At 36.3% G+C, this 14,860-nt stretch carries 16 protein-coding genes; 12 read left to right on the top strand and 4 right to left on the bottom strand.

The genetic code is table 11. The features are described 5' to 3' along the window. Nucleotides 1-4: 4 nt before the first annotated feature. The 5 genes from thiI to ACUN26_RS19785 all read left to right on the top strand — a co-directional run bounded on the left by thiI (nucleotide 5) and on the right by ACUN26_RS19785 (nucleotide 5,453). Nucleotides 5-1,219, top strand: coding sequence for a tRNA uracil 4-sulfurtransferase ThiI (gene thiI, locus ACUN26_RS19805; RefSeq protein ID WP_000989269.1), 1,215 nt, complete (start codon nucleotides 5-7; stop codon nucleotides 1,217-1,219). Between the two features lie 80 nt (nucleotides 1,220-1,299). Next, complete coding sequence (locus ACUN26_RS19800) at nucleotides 1,300-1,497, top strand: alpha/beta-type small acid-soluble spore protein (protein WP_000124490.1); 198 nt, start codon at nucleotides 1,300-1,302, stop codon at nucleotides 1,495-1,497. A gap of 176 nt (nucleotides 1,498-1,673) precedes the next feature. Beyond that, nucleotides 1,674-3,260: an acyl-CoA synthetase MbcS gene (mbcS, locus tag ACUN26_RS19795; protein WP_000817729.1), complete on the top strand. Its 1,587-nt coding sequence runs from the start codon at nucleotides 1,674-1,676 to the stop codon at nucleotides 3,258-3,260. A 102-nt stretch (nucleotides 3,261-3,362) separates the two neighbouring features. Continuing rightward, nucleotides 3,363-3,794, top strand: coding sequence for a VOC family protein (locus tag ACUN26_RS19790; protein ID WP_000600354.1), 432 nt, complete (start codon nucleotides 3,363-3,365; stop codon nucleotides 3,792-3,794). A gap of 87 nt (nucleotides 3,795-3,881) precedes the next feature. Further along, nucleotides 3,882-5,453, top strand: a complete 1,572-nt coding sequence (locus ACUN26_RS19785; RefSeq protein ID WP_000504002.1) for an amidohydrolase — start codon at nucleotides 3,882-3,884, stop codon at nucleotides 5,451-5,453. 153 nt (nucleotides 5,454-5,606) lie between these two features. On the opposite strand, the gene ACUN26_RS19780 is transcribed toward ACUN26_RS19785, so the two are convergent. Then, nucleotides 5,607-6,410, bottom strand: coding sequence for an NAD kinase (locus ACUN26_RS19780; protein ID WP_000785174.1), 804 nt, complete (start codon nucleotides 6,408-6,410; stop codon nucleotides 5,607-5,609). Between the two features lie 205 nt (nucleotides 6,411-6,615). On the opposite strand from ACUN26_RS19780, the gene ACUN26_RS19775 reads away from it, so the two are divergent. From ACUN26_RS19775 to ackA, 5 genes are all read left to right on the top strand, one after another. Next, on the top strand, nucleotides 6,616-7,254 hold the full coding sequence (locus ACUN26_RS19775; protein WP_002093186.1) for a DUF2953 domain-containing protein: 639 nt from the start codon (nucleotides 6,616-6,618) through the stop codon (nucleotides 7,252-7,254). A 12-nt stretch (nucleotides 7,255-7,266) separates the two neighbouring features. Continuing rightward, nucleotides 7,267-7,662 carry a GerW family sporulation protein gene (ytfJ, locus tag ACUN26_RS19770; RefSeq protein ID WP_000350003.1) on the top strand — a complete coding sequence of 132 codons (396 nt, stop codon included), beginning with the start codon at nucleotides 7,267-7,269 and terminating at the stop codon, nucleotides 7,660-7,662. Between the two features lie 134 nt (nucleotides 7,663-7,796). Further along, the gene (gene tpx / locus ACUN26_RS19765) at nucleotides 7,797-8,297 is read left to right on the top strand and encodes a thiol peroxidase (RefSeq protein WP_000024525.1); all 501 of its coding nucleotides are present in this window, start codon (nucleotides 7,797-7,799) and stop codon (nucleotides 8,295-8,297) included. 199 nt (nucleotides 8,298-8,496) lie between these two features. Beyond that, a complete protein-coding gene (locus tag ACUN26_RS19760) occupies nucleotides 8,497-9,483 on the top strand; it encodes a class I SAM-dependent methyltransferase (RefSeq protein ID WP_000084373.1) in 987 nt (328 codons plus the stop codon). Between the two features lie 299 nt (nucleotides 9,484-9,782). Beyond that, a complete protein-coding gene (gene ackA / locus ACUN26_RS19755; RefSeq protein WP_000034585.1) occupies nucleotides 9,783-10,976 on the top strand; it encodes an acetate kinase in 1,194 nt (397 codons plus the stop codon). Nucleotides 10,977-10,999: 23 nt separating this feature from the next. On the opposite strand, the gene ACUN26_RS19750 is transcribed toward ackA, so the two are convergent. Both ACUN26_RS19750 and ACUN26_RS19745 read right to left on the bottom strand, forming a co-directional pair. Further along, nucleotides 11,000-11,434, bottom strand: coding sequence for an NUDIX hydrolase (locus tag ACUN26_RS19750; RefSeq protein WP_000283515.1), 435 nt, complete (start codon nucleotides 11,432-11,434; stop codon nucleotides 11,000-11,002). Between the two features lie 73 nt (nucleotides 11,435-11,507). Beyond that, complete coding sequence (locus ACUN26_RS19745) at nucleotides 11,508-12,143, bottom strand: DUF1796 family putative cysteine peptidase (RefSeq protein ID WP_001054282.1); 636 nt, start codon at nucleotides 12,141-12,143, stop codon at nucleotides 11,508-11,510. A 137-nt stretch (nucleotides 12,144-12,280) separates the two neighbouring features. On the opposite strand from ACUN26_RS19745, the gene ACUN26_RS19740 reads away from it, so the two are divergent. Further along, nucleotides 12,281-13,114, top strand: a complete 834-nt coding sequence (locus tag ACUN26_RS19740; protein WP_001256857.1) for an EcsC family protein — start codon at nucleotides 12,281-12,283, stop codon at nucleotides 13,112-13,114. Between the two features lie 31 nt (nucleotides 13,115-13,145). Here ACUN26_RS19740 and ACUN26_RS19735 read toward each other — a convergent pair whose 3' ends face one another. Then, nucleotides 13,146-13,808, bottom strand: coding sequence for a YitT family protein (locus tag ACUN26_RS19735; RefSeq protein ID WP_001244520.1), 663 nt, complete (start codon nucleotides 13,806-13,808; stop codon nucleotides 13,146-13,148). 838 nt (nucleotides 13,809-14,646) lie between these two features. Here ACUN26_RS19735 and ACUN26_RS19730 point away from each other — a divergent pair. After that, nucleotides 14,647-14,841, top strand: coding sequence for a hypothetical protein (locus ACUN26_RS19730; protein ID WP_000910296.1), 195 nt, complete (start codon nucleotides 14,647-14,649; stop codon nucleotides 14,839-14,841). Nucleotides 14,842-14,860: the final 19 nt, after the last annotated feature.

The raw sequence follows: 14,860 nt of genomic DNA, 5'->3' as shown, positions 1-14,860 counted from the left end.
AAATATGATGACATATGAATATATTTTAGTACGTTACGGAGAAATGACGACAAAAGGTAAGAACCGTTCTAAATTTGTAAGCACATTAAAAGATAACGTTAAGTTCAAACTGAAAAAATTCCCAAACATTAAAATCGATGCAACACATGACCGTATGTACATTCAGTTAAATGGCGAAGACCATGAAGCGATTGCTGAAAGATTGAAAGATGTATTTGGTATTCATAAGTTTAATTTAGCGATGAAAGTACCATCAGAATTAGAAGATATTAAAAAAGGTGCATTAGCAGCTTTCTTACAAGTAAAAGATGATGTGAAAACATTTAAAATTACAGTGCACCGTTCTGATAAACGTTTCCCAATGAAGACGATGGAGTTACTTCCAGAAATTGGCGGGCACATTTTAGAAAATACAGAGGATATCACAGTAGACGTCCATAATCCAGATGTGAATGTACGTGTAGAAATTCGCAGTGGTTACAGCTATATTATGTGTGGTGAGCACATGGGAGCTGGCGGTTTACCAGTTGGCGTTGGCGGAAAAGTAATGGTACTTCTTTCTGGTGGTATTGATAGCCCAGTAGCAGCGTACTTAACGATGAAACGCGGCGTATCTGTGGAGGCAGTTCACTTCCATAGTCCACCTTTCACAAGTGAGCGTGCGAAACAAAAAGTAATCGATTTAGCACAAGAGTTAACGAAATACTGTAAACGTGTAACACTTCACCTTGTTCCATTTACTGAAGTGCAAAAAACGATTAATAAAGAAATTCCATCTAGTTATTCTATGACAGTAATGCGTCGTATGATGATGCGTATTACAGAGCAGATTGCAGAGGAGCGTAATGCACTTGCAATTACGACTGGTGAAAGTCTTGGACAAGTAGCGAGCCAAACGTTAGATAGTATGCATACGATTAATGAAGTGACAAACTATCCTGTTATTCGTCCGCTTATTACGATGGATAAATTAGAAATTATTAAAATCGCTGAAGAAATCGGCACATATGATATCTCAATTCGTCCATACGAAGATTGCTGTACAGTATTCACACCAGCAAGCCCAGCGACGAAGCCGAAGCGTGAAAAAGCGAATCGTTTTGAAGCGAAATATGATTTCACACCATTAATCGAAGAAGCTGTAGCAAACAAAGAAACAATGGTATTACAAACGGTAGAAGTAGTAGCGGAAGAAGAAAAATTCGAAGAACTTTTCTAAAACCATAAATTACCATATCTAAAATGTGTATGAAGTCATGTTATTTATCACACTCTATACTCACAAGGAGGTGATATAACATGGCACGTAGCACAAATAAATTAGCGGTTCCTGGTGCTGAATCAGCATTAGACCAAATGAAATACGAAATCGCTCAAGAGTTTGGTGTTCAACTTGGAGCGGATGCAACATCTCGCGCTAACGGTTCTGTTGGTGGCGAAATTACGAAACGTCTAGTTTCACTAGCTGAGCAACAATTAGGCGGTTTCCAAAAATAATTCCATATACAATGGCTTAGAAAGAGCGGGTTCTCCCCGCTCTTTCTTTTTGTTGTTCGTATTAGTATAAATTCATTTCGACAAAAGCATAAAAAAATTGTCAAAAGAAGAGGGTTCAAAATTTACTGAAAATTCTTTATTATATAAGGGAGGCATAAAGAAAAAGGAGGATGTTTATGAAGAGAGAGGAATTGTTGGCACCACCATCTTATAATTTAGTTTCAGAAATAGAGAAATATACAGACGATAAAGAGAAGCTTGCTTTAATTTGGCAAGATGATAAAGGGAATAGACGAGAAGTTACATATTTTGAATTAATGCAAGGTGCAAATAAAATTGGAAACGCTTTTATAAAAAGTGGCTTACAAAAAGGGGACAAGCTCCTTATTATGATGCCGCGTTTAATTGAAGCTTACATGACGTATATCGCTGCGATTAAAGCAGGATTTGTCGTAATTCCGAGTTCGGAAATGTTGCGTAAAAAAGATATTGAATACCGCATTGGACACGGAGAAGTAAAAGCGATTGTAAGTTATGAACCATATATCGGACAGTTTGATAACATAGGGGCGATGGAACCTCTTCAAAAGTTCGTTCTGAGCGAGCAGTCAGTAGACGGATGGATCAATTTAAAAACAGCATTAGAAACAGAAAGTGACATGTTAGAAATGGCGAAAACAGATAAAGAAGATATGGTCTTTTTATCTTATACGTCAGGGACGACAGGAAACCCGAAAGGAGTTGTTCATACGCATGCGTGGGCATACGCTCATTTACGTACGAGCGCCCCAAATTGGCTCGGAATTGAAGAGAATGATGTTGTATGGGCAACGGCTAGCCCAGGGTGGCAAAAGTGGATTTGGAGCCCGTTTTTAGCCACTCTCGGTTCAGGGGCAACAGGATTTGTATACAACGGTAAGTTTGAACCGAAAACGTATTTAAATTTATTAGACGATAATAAGGTGAATGTGCTTTGTTGTACACCGACTGAGTATAGATTAATGGCAAAGGTAGAAGACTTGACTGAGTACAATTTAGAAGCGTTACATAGCGCTGTATCCGCAGGTGAGCCGTTAAATAGAGAAGTCATTGAAACGTTCCAAAAGCACTTTGATATTACAGTAAGAGATGGCTATGGGCAAACGGAAAATACATTACTTGTTGGCGTAATGAAAGGGATGGATATTAGACCGGGATCAATGGGGAAACCAACGCCAGGAAACCATGTTGATATCGTTAATGAAGAAGGAATCCCAGTGCAGGTAGGAGAAGTTGGCGATATTGCAGTTCATATTGAAACACCAGCCCTCTTTAAGCAATATTATAAAGATGATGAACGCACAGCGATGCAATTCCGTGGTGATTATTATATTACGGGTGATAAAGCGAAAAAAGATGAAGACGGCTATTTCTGGTTTGAAGGGCGCGGAGATGATATTATCATTAGCTCTGGTTACACAATCGGGCCGTTCGAAGTTGAAGATGCACTTGTAAAACATCCTTACGTAAGAGAATGTGCGGTTGTCGCAAGTCCGGATGAAATTCGAGGGAGTGTCGTGAAGGCATTTATCGTATTAAGAGAGAATATAGAAAAGAACGAAGAAACATTAATTCCAGTGCTCCAACAACACGTGAAAGAACTCACTGCACCATATAAATATCCTCGCAAAATTGAATTTGTAGATGAACTACCAAAAACGATTTCCGGAAAAATTCGTCGTATTGAACTTAGAAAACAAGAGATGGAGCTCCCTTCCAAATAATTTTGAAAATAGACAAGTAAATAGTTGAATGAAATGTAAAACGATGATATTATAAAAACGAACACAAGTTCGATTTTATAAACTAAAAAAAGAGGTGTCCGTATGATTTTAGGTATTAATCCGTACTTAGTTTTAGATGGTAGTGGGCAAGAAGCTGTACAGTTTTACAAAGAGGCATTAGACGCAAAAGTAGAAGTAATGCAAACTTTTGGTGACATGCCTGAAAATCCAGAATACCCGATTCCAGCTGAAGCGAAAGAGCGCGTTTTACATGCTACTTTAAAAGTTGGTAATACGGACCTTATGATTTCTGATACATTCCCAGGTCAAGGGCATGCAATCGGATCTCAAGTAACAATCGCAATTCAAATTAGTAATGCAGAAAAAGCAAAAGAAGTATTCGAAAAGTTACAAGAGGGTGGAGAAGTTATTATGCCACTTCAAGAAACGTTCTGGAGCCCAGCATACGGACAACTAAAAGATAAATTTAGCATTGAATGGCAAATTACAACGTCTACTACTGAACAAAAATAATTTTGGGAAAGCACCATTTTTAATTCAAATGGTGCTTTTTTTATACGGATTAATCTCGTAGACTAAAGGGAAAAAGGGGATGAGCATATGGGAGAAATTTGGTATGGCGGCACCATTTACACGATGCGAGAAGAGAATGAAAAAGTAGACGCTGTTTATGTTGAAAACGGTGTGATCGTTGATGTCGGGAGTAAAGAAGAGTTAGAAGACCGATATGCTACTACGGTTAAATTGCACGATTTAGAAGGCAAAACGATGATTCCAGGTCTCGTTGATAGTCATATGCATCTTATTGGGCATGGAGAGAGGTTACTCCGTCTAGATTTATCAAATTGTACATCTTATGGCGAAGTACTTACTCTTGTTCAGAAGCAAGTAGAAGACGCGCCAAAAGGTTGTTGGATTATCGGAGAAGGCTGGAATGAAAATAACTTTACAGATACGAAAGATGTTCACGCACGTGATTTAGATGCAATTTCGAAAGAACATCCCATTTTATTAAAACGAGTTTGTCGTCACGTTACATGGGTGAATTCATACATACTGCAAGAAGCGAACATAACAGAAGAGACGCAAGATCCGAAAGGCGGGAAAATTGGCCGGGATGCATCAAATAAGTTAACAGGGCTTTTATATGAACAAGGACAAGAATTAATGAAACACGTTCAGCCTGAAATTGATGAAGCTTATTTACAAAGAGCTTTGCAAACAGCGATTAAAGACTGCTGGCAATACGGAATCGTTGGTGGGCATACGGAAGATTTAAATTATTATGGTGGTTTTAGAAAAACGTATAATGCGTTTTCTTACGTTATAAAAGAAATGCCATTTAAAGCGCATTTACTCGTTCATCATGAAGTAGCAAATGAAAGAAAAGAATATGAAAATGAGCACTATATTGAATTTGGTGCGATGAAAATTTTCTCTGACGGTTCTTTTGGCGGAAGAACTGCTTTATTAAGTGAACCGTATGAAGATGCGAAGGAAACAAATGGAGTTGCGATTTTCTCACGTGAAGAGCTTGCATGTTTAGTGAAAAAAGCACGTGATTTACATATGTCAGTTGCCATTCATACTATAGGTGACTTATCGCTTGAATATGTCATTGATGCACTCGAATTATATCCACCAGCAGAAGGGGTGCGTGACCGTATTATTCATTGCCAGCTAGCTCGTGAAGAGTTGATTGAAAGAGTGAAACACTTGCCAGCTATTATTGATATTCAACCGGTCTTTGTTTCATCAGATTTTCCATCAGTCATTGAAAAACTAGGCGAGCGTCGTCTTCGTTACGCGTATGCTTGGAAGACGTTACTGGACGCAGGCTTACATTGCAACGGTGGTTCAGATGCTCCTATTGAACAAGTGAATCCGTTTTTAGGCATATATAGCGCTGTTACACGTAGAAGTTTTATTGACAGTGTATGCTATATGCCTGAGGAAAGATTAACGGCATATGAGGCTGTTTCTTTATTTACGACAGGAAGTGCTTATGCAATAGGAAAAGAAGCGAAGCGAGGACAAATTATAAAAGGATATGAAGCAGACTTTACGATATTAGATCGAAACATATTTGAAATAGAGGCAGAAGAAATAAAAGAAGTACAAGCGGAAATGACCGTCATTGATGGCCAGGTTGCCTATAGAAAAGATGCGTAAAAATATATCAGCGATTTTCGGAATATATCGACTTACCGACAAAAACTGACAAGAATAGCGACCGGATAGCGAGAGATTGTTGGCCGCGCCAATCGGGATAAATAAATAACCGCAAAATTATGGGATCCCCATAATTTTGCGGTTATTTTAATACTATAAAAATGTTCTCTGTACTTTTTCCCAGAAGGAATTGTTTTTTAATTTTACTGTTTTAATTTGTTTATCGCTTAAGCGTACAACAGCTTTTTCAACTTGTTTAATGCTAAGCGCTTCGTTATCCATGCCGATAACAGGATAATCGTTACCGTCTGGTTTAAGTTTTAAAGTTAGTGTACGTTCGTGGTTTAAGATGAACGGTGAACCGAGCGTACGGTATGTGTTGTTATTTAAAGATGCTAGTTCGCTTACTTGGAAACATGGGATAAGCGGATCGACAACGGCACCATGTAATGATTTATTGTAAGCTGTACTTCCTGTTGGGGTAGAAACAACTAAACCGTCACCTCTAAATGTTTCGAAATATAAATCATCAACGTGAACATCTACAACGAATGTTTTAATAATGCTAGAACGTAATGAGAATTCATTTAAACAATGGAAAGATGTACCGTGATCTACATCTACCTGAATTGTTGGATATTTTCGCACTTCAATTTCATTTTTTGTAATTTCTTGAAGGGCTGTATCAACGTGATCAATGTGGAAATCACAGTAGAAAGAAATTTCATCTTTCGTAGAAATCCCTGCGTATAAGCAATCTTCTCTAAAACCAGTTTTACGAACGGCTTGTAAGAAAGTTGCATCATCTCCAACACTGACGATAGCGTTTGCATTTTTTGGTTGATCTAATATGGTAAATCCATTCTCTTCTAAAATGCGATAGATTGGTTTCATCTTTTCAACGAACGTTGCTTTGTCATCACCATAAAAGAAAAATAAATTGCGACGATCTGCCATTATGTATCCCTCCACTGCAGTTAAATTTTCTGTTTTTCGTGCTACATATCATTAGAGTCCGTTCCCTGATGATATGTTCAAATAATATATTTCGATATAAATTGTCAAAACACCTTTTTATTTTTAGAAAAATTTTTATATTCAATCTTACGGAACTCTGTTTAATGATGAATAAACTTGTCGATAATGGGTACGGAGTGAAAGGATGATACGTATGAAGTGGCTCGTAATTGGAATAATAATTCTTCTCCTTTTTATTTTGCTTATACTATTGTCGAAAATAAAGCTTAAAGTGACATTTTTATATTCAGAAATGGAAAAGCAATGTTTGTTTCAAGTGAAAATATGGATGATTCGATATACATTTGATGTGTTGGAAAGAATTGAAAAACAGCAGAAAAAGACAGGGCAGAAAATCGAAAAAGCTGAAAAGGACGGTGGAATAGATAATAAAATTATGGCGCAACTTGACAGCATCGGGGAACTGATAAAAAGGCTTCAAAAAGTTCATACTATCGTTAAAGATTTTCTCAAACGAGTGAAAATCAATGGTTGGAAATGGCATACGCAAATTGGAGCAGGCGACGCAGCTAGTACTGGAATTGTCACTGGATATGCATGGGGGACAAAAGGAATGGCTGCTGGAGTTATAGGACAATATATGCATATTGTCGATGTACCAGAATTTGAAATTATCCCTGTTTTTCAAGGGAAGGGATTTGCATCAAGGTGCGAGTTAACAGCATCTTTTCGTATATTTCGTGCTATAAAAACAGGATTCAAATTACTCATGTTTATGAGAAAGCAAAAATCTGGTATGACAGAAAAATCTGTTCAAGCATAGGGGGGATATAGAGTGGACCATCCAATTCAAGGTTTAATGACAACCGCAATGCAGCATTTAAAACAAATGACTGATGTAAATACAATTGTTGGTGATCCAATTAAAGCAGCAGATGGAAGTGTAATTCTTACTGTTTCGAAAGTAAGCTTTGGTTTTGCTGCTGGTGGAAGTGAATTTGGTAAAGTAGAACATTCAGGTCGTCATCCATTTGGCGGGGGAAGTGGTGGAGGAGTTTCTATTAATCCTGTTGCCTTTCTTGTTATAAATGGAGATGGTGTGAAAGTATTACACTTAGATAAGCAGACACACGTCATTGATAAAATAATTGAATTAGCACCACAAGCTGTTGATAAAGTGAAAGAAATGATGGATAAACGAAAAGAAGATGATCCTGAATTTCAAATTTAACGAATAAAGAAGCTAATCAATGGATTAGCTTCTTTAATTTTTTTGTAAATAAAGCGATTTTATTTGCATTATCGATGGGGACAAACTATCATTTACATTGTACATATTTTGTTTAAATAAGGGAGGATTTTCAAGTGGCAAACGTAACTTTTAAAGGTAATCCAATGACTTTAGTTGGAACAGAAGTTAAAGTTGGCGATCAAGCGCCAAACTTCCAAGTATTAGCAAACGACTTATCTCCAGTAAGTTTAGAAACATACAAAGGCGAAGTAAAATTAATTAGTGTTGTACCTTCAATCGACACAGGTGTATGTGATGCACAAACACGTCGTTTTAACCAAGATGCAGCAGGTATTGAAAACGCGAAAGTATTAACAATTAGCGCTGACTTACCATTCGCTCAAAAACGCTGGTGTGCAGCAAACGGTTTAGAAAATGTTGTAACACTTTCTGATCACCGTGACCTTTCATTCGGTGAAGCTTACGGCTTAGTAATGAAAGAACTTCGTTTACTTGCTCGTGCAGTATTCGTAGTAGATAGCAATGACAAAGTAGTTTACGCAGAATACGTAAGCGAAGGTACAAGCCATCCAAACTATGAAGCAGCATTAGAAGCAGCTAAATCTGCAAAGTAATTAGGAAGGAAATGACCTCTTATAAAGAGGTCGTTTTTTCTCATCTATTGCTACGAATGGTAACGATAGATGAGAAAAAATGTTATATCATACATAACTTGAAAGGGAGCTCTTTACAGGAGGTCGCTTTTTCTTTTTGGAAAAAATCACTTTGTGGTATGATATAAGTTATGTGTAAAAGAGAGAAGGAGGAATGTACGTGAGTCAGACAGTGGAAACATTATTTTCTATTTTTGATTCTTCTACGGTAGTTTTACGTAAAGAATTAGATGTAACATATTTAGAGGCGCTTGTAGAAACAGGTGATAACTTGTTTGAAGGTGCGATTTTACAAGAGGAATTATCCGAATCAACAATTGAAAGGTTGAATCGTGAATATAGTACGTTTAATGAAGAAACATATAAAGGTGAAGAAATTCGTAAAGCATTTCAGCTAGCCATTTTAAAAGGAATGAAAGAGGGCGTACAAGCAAATCACGAAATGACGCCAGATGCAGTTGGAATGTTCATGAGCTACTTATTCCATAAATTTATGCAAGGCAAAACAGAAATTACTGTTTTAGATCCTGCAATTGGAACAGGTAATTTAATGACTACAGTATTTAATAGCGCTAAAGAAGAGCTAGCAATGAGTGGATTTGGTGTAGAAGTGGATGAAGTGCTAATTAAACTTGCTTTAGTAAATGCAAATTTACAAAAGCATGGAATCGAATTCTTCCATCAAGATGGACTAGCACCACTTTATATTGATCCAGTTGATGCAGTCGTTTCAGATTTACCAATTGGTTATTATCCAAACGAAATCAGTGCGAGTGAATATAAGTTAAAAGCAGATCAAGGAATGTCATATGCGCATCACTTATTTATTGAACAAAGTGTGAAACATACGAAAGAAGGCGGGTATTTATTCTTCTTAGTACCAAACTTTATTTTTGAAAGTGATCAAGCGCCGAAACTACATGCATTTATTAAAGAAACATGCTTTATTCAAGGTTTGTTACAGCTACCTGTTTCCATGTTTAAAAACGAGAAAAATGCAAAAAGTATATTTGTTCTCCAAAAGAAAGGCCAAGGTGTAACAATGCCGAAACAGGCACTACTAGTGGAATTACCTAAATTCTCTAATATGAAGGCTATGGAGAACATTATGGATCAATTAAATACTTGGTTTGCAACACAAAAGTAACACCATATATATGTAACAGGGTTAGTGATTAATGTAGTACAGTTGTATAGAATATGTCATATTTTTTAATATATACAAGATTTAACTGAATTTTTTTGAAATCTGTAATATATTTTTTTTCTTGGTGTTACAATTTTTTCACTTGAAATATATGTCGGACGATGTTTAAATTAAAATCGTGAGTATAAAATTTACTGATGATGAAACGTTTTCATAGTGAGTGAATTTAATTAGATAAAATCGAGCGGTTTGTGGAATGATCCACACAACTACCAAGAGAAAAAGGGGCGAAAGACTAGATGTCAAAAATCATCGCGATTAACGCAGGAAGCTCTTCCTTAAAATTCCAATTATTTGAAATGCCAAGTGAAACAGTATTAACAAAAGGTTTAGTAGAACGTATCGGTTTAGAAGATAGTATCTTCACTATTACTGTAGATGGCGAAAAACAAAAAGAAATTACAAACATCCCAGATCACGCAGTAGCAGTTAACATGCTTCTTAGCAAATTAACTGAAAATGGAATCGTAAAATCTCTTGATGAGATTGGCGGTATCGGTCACCGTGTTGTACACGGCGGCGAAAAATTTGCGGATTCTGTTTTAATTACTGATGAAGTATTAGCGGAAATCGAAGAATTAAGCGATTTAGCACCACTTCACAACCCAGCAAACCTTGTTGGTATTAAAGCATTCCAAGAAGTATTACCAAACGTACCAGCAGTAGCAGTATTCGATACAGCATTCCACCAAACAATGCCGGAATCTGCATTCCTATACAGCTTACCGTATGAGTACTATGAGAAATTTGGTATCCGTAAATACGGTTTCCACGGAACTTCTCATAAATACGTAACTGAGCGTGCGGCTGAATTATTAGGTCGTCCAATTGAAAGCTTAAGCCTACTTTCTTGTCACTTAGGTAACGGTGCAAGTATCGCAGCAGTAGAAGGCGGTAAGTCTATCGATACTTCTATGGGCTTCACTCCACTTGCTGGTGTAACAATGGGTACACGTTCTGGTAACATTGACCCTGCGTTAATTCCATACATCATGGAAAAAACAGGCCAAACTGTAGAAGAAGTAGTTAACGTATTAAACAAGAAGAGTGGTATGTTAGGTCTTACTGGTTACTCTAGTGACCTACGTGACATCATTGCGAAAGAAGAAGAAGGCGACCACCGTGCGAAAGTAGCACTTGACGTGTTCGTAAGCCGTATCCATAAATATATCGGTTCTTACACAGCTCGTATGAAAGGCGTTGACGCTATCATCTTTACAGCTGGTGTAGGTGAAAACAGTGCAATTATTCGTGAGCGCGTATTAGAAGGCCTTGAGTACATGGGCGTATACTTCGACGCAAAACGCAATAACGTATTCGGTGAAGAAGCATTCATCAGCTTCCCTCACTCTCCAGTAAAAATTATCGTAATTCCAACTGACGAAGAAGTTATGATTGCTCGTGACGTACTACGTCTTGGAGATATTGGTTAATATATGAAAAGAAAGACGAGATCCTATAGGATTTCGTCTTTTTTCTTTTTAATATATTTTAAAATTCCATCTGGATATAATAATTTTTCCTTCTGAATGAATGCAGTAATGGGAACCCATTTTGCATATGACGCCGTTTGCTCATCTTGTATATTCACTATTTCCATTTCATATAGTGATCTGTCTAATAAACGCAAAGAATATAGTTGAATAATCTCATGACCAATTTCCTCATCTAGATGAAAGATGTTTTCTAAGCAACCTAAATAATCGATAATTTCTATTTCTGTATGAAGCTCTTCATTAAACTCTCGAATAACTGTTTCATCTGATTTTTCTCCGAGTTCAATTGATCCACCAAGAGGACGGTAATAGGTTTCATTGTCTATATTATATTCTTGTAGTAGAAGTCGATTGTGATGTATAACAATACCAAAGGATTTTGCACGTGGGTACATGAATATGATCGCTCCTTATTCATTTATATGTGGATAATTATAAGTTGAAATATAGAGAAAATCACCTTTTTATTCACGTTGTTGAGCTAATTGTAATACCGTCTAATAGTTCTTTCCAAAATGCTTCATTGTACTGGTATATATCCATCACTGGGCATTTTATAACGCAAATGTTTTGTAATCCCCAATCTTCTTCAGTGATAGTTGGTACATCGGCAGGAAGTAATGAAAGGACGGAGAAGTTATGCTTGACCATTTGAGATAAAATTTGTTCAAGAAAAAGTGCTTCTTCATATGTTCCCCCGGTTCGAATAAACAATATGGATTCTTCCATTTCTACTGTAGTTAGAAAACGATTAATCCGATGCTCATAATTTAATTTAATATCTGTATAAGAAGGCCAAGAAGTTGGTGTATTTACATCTGTTTTAAAGTCATGGCAGGAGTCAATTTCATAAATGTTGTCTCGTAGTCTTAATTTCGCATCATCATCCCAAAATGAGATGAAGGACAAATTTTCTAATTCTAAAAAACGGTGAAAGCGATTTTGTAATAATAAATTTACTTTCTCTAATGAAGGACTTAGCATAAAATCAATAACGCCAAAAAATGGGGATAATCCTAGTTGATATAAAGCCCAAGCAGGCCAGCAGTTTTGTCCTAAGCTAAATACAGCATTATACTTTTGTTTTATATTGGATAGATTCATGTGATTCATCTCATCCTTTTTGCTAATATTTTATGTCATTAAAAAATGGTATGTGAATGGAGATAGACAAGCATATTTGCAAAGAATAAGCAGAAATATGTTACAATAGAAAAAAATCGAACGAGGTGGTTGTTACGATGCGATCGAAGCGAGAACAAGCCATTTTAGACAATATAAAGGAATGGGAAGCGCAATTAGTTGAGCAAGAAGCGACCGATTTTCAAAAAGTGTTTGATAAATGGTTACATACTACAGTTGCGAAATTACCTGAGAAAAAACGAAAAGAATTCTTTACGAAAGCAGATGGATGGCTTTTTCATTTGCATGCACTGATTCAAAGTTCACAATCACAATTAGATGCACGTAATCGTATTTTAGGAACATCAAGATTATTTAATGAATCAATTGAACAACTTGAAGATTTGAAAGCATTATCTATTGATCAGTTAACATACATAGCAGAGCAACAAACAGCACGTCATCGTCTATATTCATTCGTGCAAGGCGGAGCAACGGGTGCTGGAGGATTATTATTATTGACAGCTGATTTTCCGGTTATGATTGCGTTAAATGTGAAGGCTGTCCAACTTATTGCAACATCGTTTGGGCATGATGTGAACAAGCCTTATGAAATGATGCTGGCGTTAAAGGTGTTTCATGCGTCATTATTGCCAGGAAGACTTCAGCAATACGCTTGGTACAACTTGCTACGAGAGCTGGAGCAAGAAGATTCGTTCTTTTATGAAGGAGACGAAGCAGTGTTACAAACAGCCTCTACCGAAGTTTTGTTAAAGCAAATTTTGAAAACATTTTCAATTTATGCTCTTCGTCGTAAATTATTCCAAGGTATCCCAGTCATCGGAATGGCAATTGGATCTACAGTAAATTATCGTTTAACAAGAAATGTTACTGAATTTGCCAATCGATTTTATCAAGTGCGCCACATAATGGAGAAAGAAAAAAAATCATAAAAAAAGCGAGAGGCCGAAGCCTTTCGCTTTTTTAATTTGTTGCATGTTTTTTGGTCATTGGAATAGATACTGGTTGCTTTTCTGCTGCTTTTTCTGCTTTTGGATAATAAATTAAATCCAATGTTTTTGCCTGTACGGCAATTGAAAGAATAGTAAAAGCAATTTCTGTCCAATTTAAATAATATAATGAAAGCGCAAGAACAATCGCGTCAAAGACGAAGAAAATTTGCCCAATTGTAAAACGAGTTCGTTTACTTAATACAATTGTTAAAATATCGTCTCCACCGGTTGCACCGCCAAATCGCAATATAAAACCGAGTCCAATACCAGCTAAAGCACCGCCAACTATTGCAGCTATAAATAAATTGTTTGATAAATCTACCGTAAATGGAGAATAATTTTCCATAAGGGAATAAAATACTCCGAATGAAATTGAACCTAAAAATGAATAGCCAACCATTTTTTTACCTAAAAATGAAGCGCACAGTAAAATAATTGGGATATCCATTATTACAGTTGAAATAGATGGTGAAATATCATAAAAATTTTGGATGAATAGTGCAATACCTACAAATCCACCTTCTGTTAAGTGGTTTTGGAAGTGAATGTGATATAGCGCTGCCGCTAAAATAAATGAACCGATTAAAACCATAAAAACTTCTTTAATAATTTGTCGACTTTGGATGTTCCTCATCGTTATTCCTTCTTTCCGTAGTTAGTAGTCCTTTTTGTGTTGTAAACTAACTACGAGCTCACATGTAGCTTTCAGTTAGTTTACGAAAAAACTAACTACGCTATATGTCGCTGAAGAAATAACGAATAATCCTCTCGTCCATCAATTCTCCCTACCTTCGTTTTAGTTTAAGTCTTAAAACGACTAAACAAAACGTGGAGTAGGATTCGTCATTTAGCAATCCTGCTCTTCTTTGTTTTGTTTAGCTAATAACAATTAAGTCCTAAACAAAACGCTACGTGTAAGAAGAGTCTTTTTTTTGCCAAATTATCCTTCGGGCAATCATAATTTCCCCACTCTCGTATTTTTTTCGCTAGACTAAAGTATCTGAGCTGAAAAATACGCTACGTGTATGATTCGTCAATACGATGCCACATGCTCCTTCGAGCGATCATGATATCAAAATCCCTTCCTTCAAGATTTATATTATTATATCATACTTTCAAAAAATGTATGCGGATGGAAACCGACAATAAACGGAGGGAATCTACAAAAATTGTTATGTTTAAATATTTTTGTAGAAAAGCCTAAGTTATTTTGTAGGATTGGACAGTTTTTAGAAGTTTGTCCAATAAGTAAGCAAAGATGGTTTTTTATTCAGTTGTATTGTTTTCGTCACCTTTATCTTTAAAAAATGCATCCCAGCTAATCACACTTAAAAATGTTAAAGCGATAATAATGAAAGCTCGCATCATTTTGAGGCCTCCTTTTGTACATAGTATATGAATATCTTACTTTGTAATGTGTCATTTTTTTACATATTATATTAATATAGATAGATGAAAGGGAGAGTGGAGATATGCTAAAAGACATGTTTAAAAGAAGAGAATTAAAATGCGTTTCATGTCAGAAAAAGATTGAATATGAAGAAGAGCTAGTTGCTTTTGTGAAGTTGCCGAAAGAAAGAAGTATATTAGTAGGTCCGTTTGATGTATGTTTAGCAAAAACGGCGCAAGAAATATATTGCAAAGCTTGTTACGACAAAAAAGCATGACCCAAAGTGAATGAGGGGC

The sequence above is a fragment of the Bacillus sp. WC2503 genome (assembly GCF_052682895.1).
This window is presented reverse-complemented; position numbering and strand designations above follow the sequence as displayed.